This window comes from Candidatus Baltobacteraceae bacterium (genome assembly GCA_036559195.1).
In the GTDB taxonomy this organism is placed as follows: Bacteria; Vulcanimicrobiota; Vulcanimicrobiia; order Vulcanimicrobiales; family Vulcanimicrobiaceae; genus JALYTZ01.
This window is the reverse complement of sequence record DATBTN010000064.1, coordinates 1-16,465: the sequence shown is the minus strand read 5'-3', so window position 1 is coordinate 16,465 and position 16,465 is coordinate 1. Positions and strand designations below refer to the sequence as shown.

Below are 16,465 nucleotides of genomic sequence, written 5' to 3'. Positions count from 1 at the left end.
CATTCGACGAAAAATTCACCACTCAAAACCCGATCGTCGCCGCCGCCACGCGCATCCGCGCGCGCCGCGACGTTGAGGCCGCCGTGGATTCGGCGACCCCCATGCTGCCGGCGAAGTTCGAGGATGCCGAAACCTCGCTCGAGGCTTTCGCGCAGAGTCTGCAGGTCGGCATCAAGCGACTCAACTCGATCCTCGGCGCGCGCAACGGCGTCACGTTCGTTCGCCTCAAACGGCCGTTGCGCATCCGGCTGCGCTTTGGCGAAAAGCGCGTGCGCCTAGATCTCGACGAGGTCCAGCAACTCGTGCGGATCGCCGGGCTCGACCTCGATGGTGAGTGGCAGTTCGATCCCGATGCCGGACGGCCGGCGCTGATCAATCTCTCGAAGATTTCAACCGAGGCGGGCTACGGCGACCGCCTGACCTCCTCGTCGCTGCTCAAACTCATCGCGGCCGACGCAGAGTTGCCGCGGCCGCCGCATCTTAGCGGGCCCGGGCCTTTATCGTTCTGACCTTTTCGAGAATGCTCGGCGTCGGGCAGAGCTCGTTGAGCGGGCAGTTACCGCAGAGCGGCACCGGTGCCTTACAGATTTCGCGGCCGTGAAGAATCAGCCAATGATGCGCGTGCCGCCATTTCTCACGCGGCACCAGTTTGGTGACATCTTCTTCAACTCCGCGCGGCGTGGCGGCAAGCGTGAGTCCTAGCCGGTGCGAGACGCGAAAAACGTGCGTGTCCACCGCAAACGCGGCTTCCTCGAATGCGACCGACATCACCACGTTGGCCGTCTTACGCCCGACGCCCGCCAAACTTTCGAGCTCCTCGCGCGCGCTCGGCACTTCGCCTGCGAACTTTTCCGCAAGATCGCGCGCCGCACTGATGATGTTTTTGGCCTTCATCCGAAAGAACCCGCACGACTTAACGATGGCCTCGACATCTTCTTGCTTGGCCTTCGCGAGCTTCGCGGGCGTCGGATACTTTTTAAAGAGCGCCGGCGTCGTGAGGTTGACGCGTGCATCGGTGCACTGCGCCGAGAGAATCACGGCGACGAGCAGTTCGAACGGATTGGTAAATTGCAGCGCCGTCACCGCGTTGGGGTACCGTCGCTCCAAAATCGCGAGTTCGTCGAGCGCGACGGCCTTCGTAACCTTCTTCTTCGGGAATGGAATCTGCACGAGCGTCGCTTCGGCACGGGCATAAAAAAAGCCCCGGCCGAAGCCGGGGCTTTAACCATTCTACTGGATCGTCAACACCAGCGAGGCATCGCAACTCACGTGAAGTTGATTGCCCTGAAATTGATTGGCGGGAACCATGCCGAGAAGTGCATTTGCGGCCGGATAGTTCGCCGAGCTATACGCGAACCCGGCAACGGTGCCCGTACCCGTTCCGGTTTCCATCTGCATGGAGATAATGGCCGAACCCGTGTGGATGCACTTAACGCTGAAGGGGTATCCGGACTTCCAGTTATTCCCCACGGCGTACCCCAGGTGAAGTACCGAATAGTTTCCCGGGTTGTTAAACGGACCGAGCGCGCCGCCGGTCTCGACCGGTAGCGTGAATCCCGATGCCCAACTTCCCAACGCAACGACGGTGGGCTGATCGGTAACGATGTGGAACGTGCCGTTATCGATCGTGAGCGGGGCGTTGGTCGACGGGTCGGTTTGCTGCAGAATGACCTCGCCGGCTTGATCGGAGACAAAGCCCGCTAAGTGGTACGTGCCGTCGGGATCGACCGCGGGCGGATTGCCGCAATTCGCTAGCGGCATCGCACAGATGAATCCAGAGTCGGCAACCGGATGCAGCATGAGCGTCGCGGCGTTGGCTCCCGGCTGCAGAGCAGCGGCGTACGTTCCTTCGGAGAGGACGAAGCCATTGCTATTGGCGTCGCAGGGACCGCGCGGTCCCGGTGCTTGCTGCGGCGGGACCGGAGCCGTACACGCGCCGTTCATCAATACGACGCCGATCGTATGCGTCGTGGCACTCGTATCGAAGGTGGCGGTAACCTGGTAGTACGCGACGCCGCTCGCGTCGGTGATCGGCGTCGTGGTGTAGCTCACCGATGTGCCATCCGGCAGCGGCGTTGGCGAACTGCCGGGCGTGCCCGGGGTGGTCGTATTCGTCGGGCCGGTTACCGAAGCGTGGTCGATGAGCAGATGCCCGTCGAACAGGACGCTCATCTTCTGCGTGGCGTCGGAGATGTACATCGGTTTTCGCGAACTCGACATCGGCGCCCGATTGGCCGCAAGACCGGCAATCGGAACGCGGAACGTTACCGAAGTCTTCGAGCGGCCCGAACTTACCGGCGGGGTCGTCGTCGGGGTAAACCCGTTCTGGCCGCCGCCGCCGCCGCTGCAACCTGCAGCGAGAAACCCGAGCGCTAGAAGCGCCGGAAGAAATTTTTTCATGTGCGTTCTTTCTGGAGCTACACTCCCGTACATAGCAATGCGAAGCATCCGTGGCGCCGCTTTTTTTGCCGCTCGAAAGCTACCTGGGACCAAAAGTCCCTAGAGGCGCAAAGATGAATCGTTTATCCCACACAAAAACAGACATAAGTTGCGATTACTTCCGAAACGCATCAATCGCAGCACATCAAGCAGCCAATCCAACACACAATTGAATCACCACGCACGCATGCTTCGACAAGCTCAGCATGACAACAAGAACCCCCCTTTGTCATCCTGAGCCTGTCGAAGGACGGAGCTTGTCGAAGACGCTCTCGTTGAAACCGGGAATGCTCATGCTAATGCTCATGCTTCGACAAGCTCAGCATGACAACAAGAACCCCCCCTTGTCATCCTGAGCTTGTCGAAGGACCGAGCCTGTCGAAGGACGCTCTCGTTGAGAAACCGCGAATAACTCATGCTCATGCTTCGACAAGCTCAGCATGACAACAAGAACCCCCCTTTGTCATCCTGAGCTTGTCGAAGGACGGAGCTTGTCGAAGGACGGAGCCTATCGAAGGACCGCGCATGACGAGTGCGACTAGTCTCGTAGGGCGATCGTTCCGTTGCGTTCGTCGGCGAGACCGTCGCGCACGAGCGCAGCAACGATCGCATTCAACTCGTCGGCCGAACGGCCCGATAGGACGTGCCCGAGATCGCGATGCAGATCGAGCAGCGAGATGCGCTTCCCCGCGGGCAATTCGCGCAAGCGATCGACGACCCGCCCGCGGGCGTAACGGATCGTTCGTTCGAACGGCATGGCCTCTTGCGGCGATCGTTTGCGTGCATGTTCTTTGCGCAGACTCTCGAGCCGTGCCGCATCGATGGGGGCTGCAGCGCACGCAGCTTGCAGCGGGCAGATCAAACACTTCGGCGCGCGCGCGGTGCAGATCGACGCGCCGAGATCCATCATCGCCGAGTTCCAATCGTGTCCGCGACCCGGCGGCACGAGCGCGCTCGCCTCGGCGTCGAGCGTGGCGAGCGGTACTTGCGGCGGAAACTCGACGCCGTGGAGCGCACGATGGGTGACGCGCCGCACGTTCGTATCGGGCGCGGCCTCGTCGCAGTCGAACGCGAAGGCGCGAATCGCGCTGACCGTGTACGGTCCGACGCCGGGCAGCGTACGCAGAACGGCGGAATCGCTAGGCATCCGTCCTTCAAAACGCTCTACGACCGCTCGCGCAATTTGCTTCAAGCGCACGGCGCGCGAATTGTAGCCCAGGCCCTGCCAAAGTCGTAAAACGTCGGCGGTTCCGGCTCTATCCAAAGCGGCAACGCTCGGGAAGCGCTCGACGAACGCGAGGAATTTCGGCAGCACGCGATCGACTTGCGTCTGCTGCAGCATAAACTCGCTCACGAGCACGCGATAAGGATCGCGACTCTCCCGCCACGGCAGATGCGACCGCCCGTAACGCGCGTACCACGCGAGCAGCAGTCGCGCGAAGTCGCTCCTGTCTCTCGACAAGCTCCGTCCTTCGACAGGCTCAGGATGACAAGGGGGGGTTGTTGTCATGCTGGAGGATTCATGCGCGGACGGCTGCGATGGCGGCGCCGATGCGCCGGATGCCTTCGGCGATCTCGTTGCGTTTGACGGCGGTGAGCGCGAGGCGGAAGTTGTGATCGCCGCCGGAGTTTGCGAAGAACGCTTCGCCAAAGAGGAACGACGCGCCCAAGCGTTCGGCCTGGTCGAGCAGCGGACGCGCGCGCAGTTCGCGCGGCGTGGTCACCCACAGATAAAAACCGCCGCTCGCCTTGCTCGTTCGCAGCGTATGCGGCCAGTGCTCCAAAATGGCGGCGTCGGCGATTCGCCGGCGTTCGTACAGTTCGGCGCGAAGCTGCGTCACGTGCGGATCGTAGCCGCCGCGCAGGTAGTCGCAGATCGCCGCCTGTACGTAGAGGCTGGTCGCCATGTCGTGAGCTTGTTTGCGCAACAGCAGCCGTTCGAGAATCGTACGGGGCGCGCAGAGCCACCCGACGCGCAGACTCGGCGCGATCGTCTTCGAGAACGTACTGAGGTAGACGACGTAGTCCGGCGCCTGGCCGACCAGCGGCGTGGCCGCCGACTGCGAGAGTTCTCCGTAGGGATCGTCTTCGATGATCGGAATGCCCGCGCGACGCGCGAGCGTAACGAGGCGCTCGCGGCGATCGGCGTTCATGGTGACGTTGGTCGGATTGTGCAGCGAGGGCATCGTATAGATGAAGCGCGGACGGCGCGTTCGCAAGATCGCCTCGACGTGATCGACGCGCATGCCGTCGTCGTCGACCGGCACCGGGATCGCACGCAGTCCGCAGATTTGAAAGATTTGCAGCGCCCCGGGATAACTCGGGGTCTCGACGATGATCTCATCGCCGGGCTCCGCGAGCGACTGCGCGACGATCATGATGCCCTGCGTCGAACCGGTAAGGATGATGATGTCTTTTGCCTGCGTGCGCGTACCGCGCTGATTCATGCGCCCCGCAATCGCTTCGCGCAGCGGTTCGTAGCCTTCGGAATCGCCGTAAGAAAGCACGAAGCGCGGATCGGTGGCGACGCGCGCGAACGATTTGGCAAGCTCCTCGAGCGGCGACGGTTCGTCGGGCGCGACGCCCTGCACGAACGAGATACGCCCGGACTCTTGTTTGGCGGCCAACTCTCCAAGCACGGTCGGAAACTCGCCCACGCGCCACGGCGGCAGGGTAACCCACCACGGCACCGCGGCCGAGCGTTCGGGCTGACCCTGACGCAGCGTCGGCACGACCCGGGAGCCCGATCCGACGCGCTGTTCGATCAGCCCGTCGGCGACGAGCTCCCGGTACGCGTGAACGACCGTACTCCGATTGACGTCCAGCCGAGCGGCAAGATTGCGCTCCGGGGGCAAGCGCGTCGATTCCGGAAGCGTGCCGGCCAGGATCGATTCGCGCAGCGATTCGTAGATCTGGCGGTAGAGCGGCACGATACTCGCACGGTCCAGGTGGGGAAGCGCCCCGGGCCATCCAATTTTAGCCATTTGCCATCCACTTCGCGAATTGGCCCGCTAGACCCCTACTTTGGTCGGCTACTCCCCTCTCGGCGGTTGCTATGATTGCGGGGCGCCCGGCTCGCCCATCGCGAAGAGGCGTGCATCGTTCTTCGGCGCTCATGTAACAGGAGTTAGGAATTGGCTGAACATCAGGTTGACGCGGTCGTCATCGGCGCGGGTCCGGGCGGATACCATGCCGCCATCCGGCTGGGACAGCTCGGCAAAAAAGTCATCTGCGTCGATCGCGACGAGGTCGGCGGCGTCTGTCTGAATTGGGGCTGCATTCCGACCAAGGCGCTGTTGCACGTCGGCGAGATCACGCGCCAAATCGGGCACGCCGAGGCGCTCGGGATCAAGGTCAAGGGTTACGACATCGAACGCGAAGGCGTCGCGAAGTTCAAAACCGACGTCGTTAACTCCAACGTCGGCGGCGTGAAGACGCTCTTCAAGGCCAATAACGTCCAATTCTTGTACGGCGAAGCATCGTTTAAGAGCGCGACCGAGATCGTCGTGAAGAATAAGGATGGCGGCCAAGATTCGATCAAGGCGCAGAACGTCGTGATCGCAACGGGCTCCGCACCGATCGACGTAAAGGCCTGGCCGCACGACGGCGAGTTCATTATCAACTCCGACGACGCCGTTCAGATGAAAAAGATTCCGAAGACCATGCTCGTCATCGGCGGCGGCGTGATCGGCCTGGAGTTCGCGACCGTGTACACGCGCTTGGGCGCGAAGGTTCTGGTGATCGAAGCGCTCTCGCAGATTCTCACCGGCACCGATGTCGAAATATCCAAAACGCTCGGACGTATTCTCAAAAAACAAGGCGTCGAGATCATGCTCGGCACGAAAGTCGGCGCGATCGCGCGCGCGGGCAAGACCGTCAAAGCGACCTTCAACGGCGAAGGCACGAACGGAAAGGACGAGACGCGCGACTTCGAATGCGTGCTCGTTGCCGTCGGGCGCCGCCCCGTGACCGACGGGCTCAATATCGAAGCGGCCGGCCTCAAAACCAACGAGCGCGGCTTCATCGACGTCGACGCGCAGCGCCGCACGTCGGTCTCGAACGTCTTTGCGATCGGCGACATCACGGGCGCCCCGATGCTCGCGCATAAGGGCATGAAGGAAGGCGTCATCGCGGCCGAAGTCATCGGCGGCGACAAGTCGGCGGCCTTCGACCCGGTTGCAATTCCGAACTGCGTTTACACCGATCCCGAAGTGGCGACGGTCGGCCTTTCGGAAGAGGAAGCAAAGGCGCAAGGCTACGAGGTGCGCATCGGCAAGTTCCCACTCGCGGCCAGCGGGCGCGCGCGCACGATGAACGAGAGCGACGGCATGATCAAACTGGTCGGCGATGCGAAGAGCGATCTGCTGCTCGGCATGCACATCGTCGCGCCGCAAGCGGAGTCGTTGATCGGCGAAGGCGTCATCGCGCTCGAGATGGGCGCGACGCTCGAAGATATCGGGCTCTCGATCCACCCGCATCCGACCCTTACCGAAGGCATCATGGATGCGGCCGAAGCCGCGCACGGAAAAGCGATTCACATCGTCAATCCCAAGCCGAAAACGCCGGTCGCAGCCGGGAAATGACCTCCGCGTCGCTCGTGGATCTCGGGCTGCGTCCGTATCGTGAGGTATGGGATATGCAGCACGCTATCCACGAGCGCGTGCGCGCCGGCGAATCGCCGGATACCTGGATCGTCGTCGAACACACGCCCACCATCACGCTCGGGCGAACGGCCAAAGCGCAGAACGTCTTGCTCGCGCGCGACGTGCTCGCGGCACGCGGCGTCGACGTAATTGAGATCGAGCGCGGCGGCGACGTCACCTATCACGGGCCTGGACAGCTGGTCGTCTATCCGATTCGCAAACTCGCACGTTTTCGCGAGATCGTACCGCTGGTGCGAGCGCTCGAGGGCGCGGCGATCGAGACTTGCGCGGCCTTCGGCGTAGCGACGCAACGATGGAGCGAGCATGCCGGCGTTTGGGCCGGACGCAATCAAATCTGCGCGATCGGGCTGGCCGTGCAAAAAATGACCTCGCTGCATGGAATCGCCCTCAACGTCAACACGGCGCTCGACTACGACCGGCTCATCAACCCTTGCGGTTTCTCGGACCGCGGCATTACGAGCTTAAGTCGAGAAACCGGCCGCGAGATAACCGTGTCGCAAGCAAAGCCGACGCTACTCGCCGCCCTGGAACGCACCTTCGATATAACCTTTCAACCAGCTCCCAACGTCCCATATTGTCATGCCGACAACCGACCAGTCCTTGCCGGCATAACGGATACAAGATAAATCGTGGCTATCGAGATCGATTTGATTAACGACCCGCCCAAACGTACGCCGAAGCCGCCGTGGCTGAAGGTGCAGCTTCCGCGCGGGGAAGATTACGAACGCGTCAAGGCCAAGGTCAATACGCTCGAACTCAATACCGTCTGCAAAGAAGCGATGTGCCCAAACATCGCCGAGTGCTGGGGAGCGGGCACGGCCACGATCATGATTCTGGGCGATACGTGCACCCGCGGCTGCCGTTTCTGCAACGTCAAGACCGGCAACCCCAAGGGCGTCGTCGATTGGCTCGAGCCGGTGCGCGTCGCCAACGCGGTCCGCGATCTTGGCTGGCAGTATCTCGTGCTCACGGCCGTCGACCGTGACGATTTGCCCGACGGCGGGGCGCTGATCTTCGCGAATACGGTCCGCGCGATTCACGAAAAGGTGCCGGGGAGCAAGGTCGAGATCCTCAGCGGCGATTACCGGGGCGACACTGCGGCACTCGATATCGTGCTCGACGCGAAGCCCGATGTCTTCGCTCACAATCTCGAAACGGTCCGGCGCCTCACGCCCACCGTGCGCGACAAGCGCGCCAAATACGATCAGTCGCTGCGCATCCTGGAGCACGCTAAGCGGCGCGCCCCGGACTTTTACACGAAGACCTCGCTCATGCTGGGTCTCGGCGAGCGTGAGGACGAGATCGAGCAGACGATGGACGACGCGCGTAACGCGGGCATCGACATCTTCACGATGGGCCAGTACCTCCAGCCGACCAAGAAGCATCTCACGGTCGTCGAATTCGTGACGCCCGACAAATTCGCGCGGCTGGGCGACCTCGCGAAGTCGAAAGGTTTCCATCAGGTCGTGAGCAGCCCGCTCTCGCGCAGCTCTTACCACGCCGAACAAGCTTTCATGTAAGTTTTTCGACGATGCAAGCGGCACTTGCACCCAGCCGCCGCTAAGGTCGGCATGCAACGCTTTCGGTCGGCAAGCTGTCTAGTAAGGAACGATGACCGGATTTTTCTTGCAGCGCCCGATCTTTGCGGCCGTCTGTTCCCTGATCGTGCTGATCGCGGGCTTAGTCGCCATTCCCACGCTTCCGATCGCACAATACCCGCAGATCGCGCCTCCCGTGGTCAGCGTTACGGCGGTCTATATCGGGGCCAGCCCCGAAGCCGTTGAGACCTCGGTTACGACGCCGCTCGAACAAGCCATCAACGGCGTCGAAGGACTGCGCTACATCTCTTCGACCAGCGCCCAAGGCGTTTCCACGATCACGGCAACCTTCAACCTGGGCGTGAATTTGGATATCGCCGCAACCGACGTGCAGAACGCGGTGCAGGGCGCGCTCGGCCGGCTCCCTCCCGAAGTAAAACAGACGGGCGTGACCGTTGCGAAAAACTCCGGTTCCTTTGCGATGGCACTCGCGCTGACGTCGAACACCTCGAAGTACGATACGCTCTTCTTGAGCAACTATGCCGAGCTCAACGTCATCAACGACCTCAAGCGCGTTCCGGGCGTCAGCGACGTTCTGATCTTCGGCCAGCGGCGCTACGCGATGCGCGTCTGGCTCAATCCCCACGCGCTAGCGTCGCGCAACCTGACCGCCGCCGACGTCGTCTCGTCGCTGCAGGAGCAAAACGTGCAAGTCGCGGCGGGCAGCGTCGGCAGCGCGCCGGAGCCCGCCAGCCAACCGTATACCTATACGATCAACGCAATCGGCCGCTTGAGCAACCCGGATCAATTCAAGAATATCATTCTGCGCGCCGATCCCAACGGCGGCTTTACGCGACTCGGCGACGTCGCCCGGATCGAACTCGGAGCCGAGGACTACTCGTCGTTTCTGCGGTTCAATGGCAACGACAACGTTATCGGCCTGGGAATTCTGCAGCTGCCGACCGCAAACGCGCTTTCGGTCTCCAAGGGCGTCACCGCCAAACTCGATCAGCTCGCGAAGAACTTTCCGCCCGGGGTGCGGTACGAAACGGCCTTCAATTCGACCACGTTCGTAAACGAGTCGATCAAGGAGGTCCTCTTCACCCTGGGTATCGCGATTTTCTTGGTCGTGCTGGTCATCTTCATCTTCTTGCAGGATCTACGCTCCACGCTCATTCCGGCGGCGACGATTCCGGTCTCGCTCATCGGCACGTTCTTCGTGATGAAACTCTTCGGCTTCACGATCAACACGATCACGCTCTTCGGTTTAACGCTCGCGACGGGGCTCGTCGTCGACGACGCGATCGTCGTTATCGAGAACATCGCGCGGTACATTCAAGATCGCGGCATGCGCGGCGTCGCCGGCGCCGCGGCTGCAATGAAAGAGATTCAGAGCGCGGTCGTGGCCTCGTCGCTCGTGCTGCTCGCGGTCTTCATTCCGGTGGCGTTTTTCCCGGGAACCACCGGGCAGCTCTACAAGCAATTCGCGCTGACGATCGCCGCCTCGATCACGATCTCGCTCTTCGCCGCGCTTACGCTCGCGCCGGTACTCTCCGCCATGCTGCTGCGCGGTGAAGAGGAGAAAACGCACGGATTCTTCGGCTGGTTCAACCACACTCTGCATCGCTTCCGCGTGTGGTATCGCCGCATGCTCCCGCGCCTGTTCCGCGCGCGCTGGATCGTAGCCGGCGTCTTCGCGCTGGCGCTGATCGGAACGGCGCTGCTCTTCAAATCGACGCCGACGGGTTTCATTCCGAGCGAGGATCAGGGCTATTTTATCGTGCTGCTGCAGGCGCCCGAAGGATCGTCGCTCTCGCAGGAGCGCGTGGCCGCGCTAAAAGCCGAGCGGATCATCCGCGATCAGCCCGGCGTTGCCGACGTCTTCGATGTCGGCGGATTCAGCTTCGCCGGGTCCGGGCCCAACCGCGGCATTATGTTCGTGCAACTCGACCCGTGGTCGCAACGCGGCAGCTTCCAGAAATCGATCACCGGCATTCTCTACGGGCCAACCGGTCTGGCCGGAAAATTCGCGCAACAGATTCCCGAAGCGCAAGTGTTTGCGTTTAATCCGCCCGCAATCAACGGCATCGGAAGTTTCGGCGGTTTTCAGTTCGAACTGGAAGACCGCGGCAACGTCGGCCTGCCGAAACTCATGCAAACCGCGTACCAATACATGGGAATGGCCAACGCACCAACCACGCCGCTCACGCAAGTCTTCACGCAGTTCCGCATCAACTCGCCGCAGTTGCAGGTAAACGTCGATCGAAACAAGGCCAAGGCGATCGGCGTGCCGCTGACCGACGTCTTCAATACGATGCAGACCGAGCTGGGTTCGGTCTACGTGAACGACTTCGATTACTTGAATCGGTCGTACCGCGTCTACGTGCAGGCCGACAGCAAGTATCGCGATCGCGTGAATTCGCTCAACCAGCTCTATCTGCGCTCGAGTCAGGGCGGAATGAGCCCGCTGAGCGCGCTGGTCAACGTCTCGCGCGTGCTGGCGCCGCCGACCATCACGCATTACAATCTGTTCCGCTCGATCGAACTTAGCGGTAACCCGAAGGTTGGATACGGCACCGGGCAGGCAATCTCGGCCATGCAGGATCTCGCGCAAAAGATCGATCCGCCGGGAACCGGCTTCGAGTGGTCGGGCCTGTCGCTAGACGAAATTCAGGCCGGCGCGACGAGCGCGCTGATCTTTGCGCTCGGCATCGTCTTCGTGTTCCTGGTGCTGGCGGCGCAATACGAAAGCTTCGTCGATCCGCTGATCGTCATTCTCGCCGTGCCGGCGGCGCTGCTCGGCGCGCTGCTCTTCATGAACTTCCGGCTCGTCATGGGACATGCCGGATTCCCGTTCATCCTCATCGCCGGCGATCCCAGTCTCTCGCAAGACGCGTACGCGCAAGTCGGCTACGTCATGCTGATCGGGCTCGCAAGCAAGAGCGCCATTTTGATCGTCGAGTTCGCAAATCAGCAGATGCGTGCCGGAGCCGATATCGTCACGGCGGCTTTGCGCGCGGCTCAGACGCGGCTACGCCCGATTCTCATGACCTCGATCGCCTTTATCATCGCAGTCGTTCCGCTTGTCTTCGCAAGCGGCGCCGGCAGCGGCGCGCGCCATTCGCTCGGCACGGTCGTCTTCGGCGGCATGGTGATATCGACGGTTCTCAACCTGGCGATAACGCCCGTTCTGTACGTGATCGTTAAGTCGTTCGCTGCCCGCCGGGCGCGCGCGATCGCACCGGCACGCGCGAGCGCCGCGGACTAGTCCTACTTTTCTCGCAGAGAGCCAGGGTTTTAAGGCAACCGAGGGGTACTTCCCTGAGCAACGGGACTGATATTTTTAATAAGGCGTCCCCTGCTGCTTGGAGATCGATATGGTTCGTGCCTTACTTCGTACCACGGCGGGCTTTGCTTTTGCCGCCTCGATTGGCATGCTGGCTCTGCCGGCCGGCGCCGATCCCGGGTTGGCGACAAGCGTCGTGCAATCTGCGAATGTCGCCATCAAAAACGCCGAGAATGCCGCCAAGAAACCCCCGGCCACCCTTCCGGACGGGACGGTCGCCCAGGTGCCGCCGGTCAATCAACAGCCGGTAGGCGGCGCCGCCCAGGTGGGTCTCCCAACGGGGCTTACCTACACCTTCGACTTCTCGATGGCGACCGCGTTTGGCAACATCGGCAATCACAGCGGCAAATGGCTGCCCGGCGGCATCGATGCGGTGGCGGGTTACGGATTCAATCCCACGACGCGGCTGGTCCTCAACTACTACGAACTCCAGCACTACCCGGTCGGCTTCAATAGCGGTACCCACCCGCTCTATATCCAGGGGCTCCCGAATGCCAATCCGGTCGATCTGAGTACGCTGCAGCCGCAAATCGACGTCACGACCAAAGATAAGATCGGTCTGGCGATCTTCGAGAAGCTCTTCACGGTTAAGCTTAAGGGCGGCCGCGTTCTTCCGATCGTGATCTCCCCCACCTACGTTACGCGCACGTCGATCGTCGCGGCCTCGAACGGCAACACCGATGTGGTGCCGTTTGAGTACAAGGGCTTCCCCGTATTCGGCGTACACACGCGCACGGCGCAGAACTATTCGCTCGCGGTGACGCTGCCGTTTCTTAAGACGCCCAAAATGTTTGGCACCTTCACGGTCGCGCCATCGTGGCTCGTGCATACGGCCGGCGTCAATATCGAGAACCACGCGCAGCTCTATCAGATACTCTACCTTGAATATACGCCCAAACCGGGAACGAAATTTTTCTTCGAGCCGCAAAGCTCGCGCGACTATCTGCCAAAAGATCCGTACGCTCAGCATCTCATCGCATACTTTCTGGGCGCATCGCAAATGGTCGGCAAGAACGGATTCGTGCAGCTCATTCTCAATGGCGGCGGCCCGACGAATTACAAACCCTATGGCGTCAACGCGCTCTACTGCCAGCAAGTCGGCAACTGCGCCAACACGACGATTCCCGAAGTCGGGGGATTGAAAGCGACCAACCTCCAGATTCAATTCGGCATCGGTTCACCCAGCGTCATCCAGTTCTAGAATGGGACATAACGCTATGTTTAATCGCGTCTCTCGACCGCTCGCGGTCCTTTCGATCCTCGCCCTCGCCGCTTGCGGAGGCGGCAGCGGCAGCTCGGGCTCCGGCGTCACGCCGCCGCAGAGCGGAAACGCCGCGCTCGCAACGATCGTCGGCGTCGGTGATAGCTTGACGGCTGGTTTTCAATCCGGCGGCTTCTTGGGCGTTTCTACCACGAGCCCGCTCTCCGGCTTTCCCGGCGGTCTCGTTCCGGCCACGCAGCCCAACGGCTGGTGGGCGCTCTTCTACGAACAAGCGAAAGGCGTGAGCGCGAGTTCGATGGCGAGCGTTCAAACGTCGGTTCTCCCGTTGATCAACGCACCGGGCTTGGGAAGCCAGATCGTTCCGTCGAGTCCGGTACCCTTCGCATCGACGCATTCCGGCTGCGATACGTTCAATCAAGCCGACTACCAGGTCAGCACCGCGCTCTCGGTCGTTCGCGCGAACCCGTCGGCTACGATCTACGACGTCGCGGTTCCGGGACAGACCGCCCACGAAGCGCTCTACCAAATCGCACCGCTCACCGCTCCGGCATCCAACCCGCCGGCTTGCACGTACGCACTCAACCCCAACGATCCGACTGCCGGACCGCTACAATCCCTCGTTAACTCCGAGAGCGACCCGTTTTACGCGGTGCTCGGCGGGTTCGCCGGCAAGATTCCGAACCTCGATCAAGTCGACGCGGCGGCTTCGCTGCACCCAACGCTCGCGACGGTTTGGCTCGGCGCAAACGATCTGCTGAAGTTTGCGTTCTCGGGCGGCAACGGCGCCGCATCGGATACGCCCGCGCAAATGCAATCCGATATCGCGCTCGCTGTTGCGCGTCTGCAAAAAGTCGGCGCGAAGGTCATCGTCGCCAATCTGCCCGACGTGCTTTCCACCGGACAGTTTTTCCGAGGCGGCACGCCTGCCGCACCGCAGCTCTGCCAACTGCAGAGCTACGTCTACTGCATCACGCAGCAGCAAGTCGCGGCGGCCGCGGCGGCCAAGGGCCTGCCGGCGGCGGCGGCACAAGCTTTCGGCGGGCAAGTAGCCGCCCAGGTCGTCACCGACGTTGCGGCTTACGGCGTTAGCTCGAACGGTTACCTTACCGAAACCGGCGTCTTCGCGGCGCTGCAGCAGGTGGCGGCGCAGATCGCGCAAGGCGCGGCACCGTCGCAAATTCAAGTGCAGCTCGATCCCAACGGCAAAGGCTCCGGGCTCGGCGGCGCTTACATCAGCGACACGCTAGCCGCGCAGGTCCAAGGGTTGAACGATCAATACAACGCCGCGATCGCCGCGGCGGCCGCCGCTACCGGTTCGCCGCTAGCGGATATCCACGCGGCCGACGCGCAGATTCACACCCAGGGCGCACCGCTCTCGGCGAAATGCTGCAGCCTCGCATTTGGCGGCGGACTCTTGAGCTTCGACGGACTGCATCCGTCGAACACCGGATATGCGTTGATTGCAAACGTCTTCATCGGCGTCGCAGATTCAGCGTTCGGACTCACGATTGCCCCGGTAAACCCCTCAACGATCTACGCAACCGATCTCTACGCCCCACACTAGCCCTTCGACAAGCTCCGTCCTTCGACAGGCTCAGGATGACAACACGAATGGTTGTTTGTCATGCTGAGCTTGTCGAAGCATGAGCTTGTCGAAGCATGAGCTTGTCGAAGCATGAGCTTGTCGAAGCATGAGCCTCGAAGCATGAGCCTCGAAGCATGAGCCTCGAAGCATGAGCGCGTGCGACGCGTCGTCCTTCGACGGGCTCCGTCCTTCGACAGGCTCAGGATGACAACGCGAATGGTTGTTTGTCATGCTGAGCTTGTCGAAGCATTAGCTGAAAGCGCCGCCGTTGTAACGGCGGCGCTTTTGGGTTTGCTCGGGGGTGGGGTTTAGGCGTAGACGCCGCGGAGTTTTAGGGACTGGACTACGCGATCGATGGCGATCATGTAGGCGGCGGTGCGGTATGGCACGTGATGCTGTTTGACGAGTTTGCGCAGTTCGTGGAAGTTCGTCAGCAGGGTATCTTCGAGGCGTTCGTTGACTTCCGACTCTTTCCAGAAGTAGCCCATGCGATCTTGAACCCACTCGAAATACGAGACGGTCACGCCGCCGGCGTTGGCCATGATGTCGGGGATGACGGTGATGCCGCGTTCGTTGAAAATGCGGTCGGCGTCGGGCGTCGTCGGGCCGTTCGCGCCTTCGACGATCAGTTTCGCCTTGATTTGCGAGGCGTTCTCGACCGTGAGCACTTTCTCGAGCGCCGCCGGAACCAGAACGTCGCAGTCGAGCACCAGCAACTCGCCGTTGCTGATCTTGTCGCCGCCTTTGAATCCGTCGAGGTTGTGGTTGGCCTGCACGTGCGCGACCGCGCTCGCGATATCCAATCCGTCGGCGTTATAGTACGCGCCGGTTACGTCGGAGATACCGACGACTTTGCAGCCGCGCTCCGCGAAGAGTTTCGCCGCGTACATGCCGACGTTGCCGAAGCCTTGCACGACGATTCTCGCCTCTTCGGGCTTGATGCCCATGTGCGACATTTCGTCGAGCCCGCAGATCGTCACGCCGCGGCCGGTCGCCTCAACGCGTCCGCGCGACCCGCCGATGGCGAGCGGCTTGCCGGTCACGACGCCGGGGCACGACTGGCGAATATGCATCGAATACGTATCCATGAACCACGCCATGATCTGCGGCGTCGTGTTCACGTCGGGGGCCGGCACGTCTTTGTCCGGGCCGACGACCTCGACGAGTTCGGCCGCGTACCGGCGCGTGATGCGCTCGAGTTCGTTCATCGAGAGCGTCGAGGGGTCGCACGTCACGCCGCCCTTACCGCCGCCGAACGGCAGGTCGACGACCGCGCACTTCCACGTCATCCAAAATGCGAGCGCCGTCACCTCGTCGAGCGTGACGCCCGGATGGTAACGGATTCCGCCCTTAGCCGGACCGCGTGCGAAATTGTATTGAACGCGGTACCCGGTGAAGACCTCGAACTCGCCGGAATCGCGCTGAAACGGAATCGAGAAGATGATTTGACGCGAGGGATGCGTTAGTATCGCACGCATCCCGGCATCGAGTTCGAGCAGGTCGGCTGCTTCGTTGAAATAAGCAATACCGTCGCCGAACACCGAGACTTCGCGCACAGCAGTCGTCATAGAGCGTTAGAGCCTCCAGAAAAAAACCAAACCCGTTACGTTTGGGGCCGAAGCTTGCAATTCCCTATGCGAAAAAAGTCGTAATCGGGATTTCGCGGATGGG

General features: G+C 61.7%; 12 protein-coding genes. 7 read left to right on the top strand and 5 right to left on the bottom strand.

Annotated elements, in window-relative coordinates; genetic code table 11:
* Window positions 1–509, top strand: a 509-nt coding sequence (locus VIG32_10645; protein HEY8298463.1) for a hypothetical protein, incomplete at its 5' end; no start/stop codon positions are given.
* Here the strand turns inward: VIG32_10645 and nth are convergent.
* From nth to VIG32_10625, 4 genes are all read right to left on the bottom strand, one after another.
* Window positions 481–1,170: an endonuclease III gene (gene nth / locus VIG32_10640; GenBank protein ID HEY8298462.1), complete on the bottom strand. Its 690-nt coding sequence runs from the start codon at window positions 1,168–1,170 to the stop codon at window positions 481–483. The two genes, VIG32_10645 and nth, sit on opposite strands and share 29 nt — an antisense overlap.
* A gap of 60 nt (window positions 1,171–1,230) precedes the next feature.
* Window positions 1,231–2,400 (bottom strand): hypothetical protein, encoded by a 1,170-nt coding sequence (locus tag VIG32_10635; GenBank protein HEY8298461.1) that lies wholly within the window; start codon window positions 2,398–2,400, stop codon window positions 1,231–1,233.
* 577 nt (window positions 2,401–2,977) lie between these two features.
* Window positions 2,978–3,901, bottom strand: a complete 924-nt coding sequence (locus tag VIG32_10630; GenBank protein ID HEY8298460.1) for a hypothetical protein — start codon at window positions 3,899–3,901, stop codon at window positions 2,978–2,980.
* Between the two features lie 58 nt (window positions 3,902–3,959).
* Entirely contained in the window at window positions 3,960–5,423 is a 1,464-nt protein-coding gene (locus VIG32_10625) for a PLP-dependent aminotransferase family protein (protein ID HEY8298459.1), read from the bottom strand.
* A 150-nt stretch (window positions 5,424–5,573) separates the two neighbouring features.
* Between VIG32_10625 and lpdA the strand changes: the two genes are divergently transcribed.
* The 6 genes from lpdA to VIG32_10595 all read left to right on the top strand — a co-directional run bounded on the left by lpdA (window position 5,574) and on the right by VIG32_10595 (window position 14,773).
* On the top strand, window positions 5,574–7,022 hold the full coding sequence (lpdA, locus tag VIG32_10620) for a dihydrolipoyl dehydrogenase (protein HEY8298458.1): 1,449 nt from the start codon (window positions 5,574–5,576) through the stop codon (window positions 7,020–7,022).
* Entirely contained in the window at window positions 7,019–7,729 is a 711-nt protein-coding gene (gene lipB, locus VIG32_10615) for a lipoyl(octanoyl) transferase LipB (GenBank protein HEY8298457.1), read from the top strand. Before lpdA ends, lipB begins: the two co-directional genes overlap by 4 nt.
* 3 nt (window positions 7,730–7,732) lie before the next feature.
* A complete protein-coding gene (gene lipA, locus VIG32_10610) occupies window positions 7,733–8,623 on the top strand; it encodes a lipoyl synthase (GenBank protein HEY8298456.1) in 891 nt (296 codons plus the stop codon).
* A 91-nt stretch (window positions 8,624–8,714) separates the two neighbouring features.
* Entirely contained in the window at window positions 8,715–11,909 is a 3,195-nt protein-coding gene (locus VIG32_10605; GenBank protein ID HEY8298455.1) for an efflux RND transporter permease subunit, read from the top strand.
* A 97-nt stretch (window positions 11,910–12,006) separates the two neighbouring features.
* On the top strand, window positions 12,007–13,188 hold the full coding sequence (locus VIG32_10600; GenBank protein ID HEY8298454.1) for a hypothetical protein: 1,182 nt from the start codon (window positions 12,007–12,009) through the stop codon (window positions 13,186–13,188).
* Between the two features lie 16 nt (window positions 13,189–13,204).
* Window positions 13,205–14,773: an SGNH/GDSL hydrolase family protein gene (locus VIG32_10595; GenBank protein ID HEY8298453.1), complete on the top strand. Its 1,569-nt coding sequence runs from the start codon at window positions 13,205–13,207 to the stop codon at window positions 14,771–14,773.
* 329 nt (window positions 14,774–15,102) lie between these two features.
* Here VIG32_10595 and VIG32_10590 read toward each other — a convergent pair whose 3' ends face one another.
* Window positions 15,103–16,362: a Glu/Leu/Phe/Val dehydrogenase gene (locus VIG32_10590; GenBank protein ID HEY8298452.1), complete on the bottom strand. Its 1,260-nt coding sequence runs from the start codon at window positions 16,360–16,362 to the stop codon at window positions 15,103–15,105.
* Window positions 16,363–16,465: the final 103 nt, after the last annotated feature.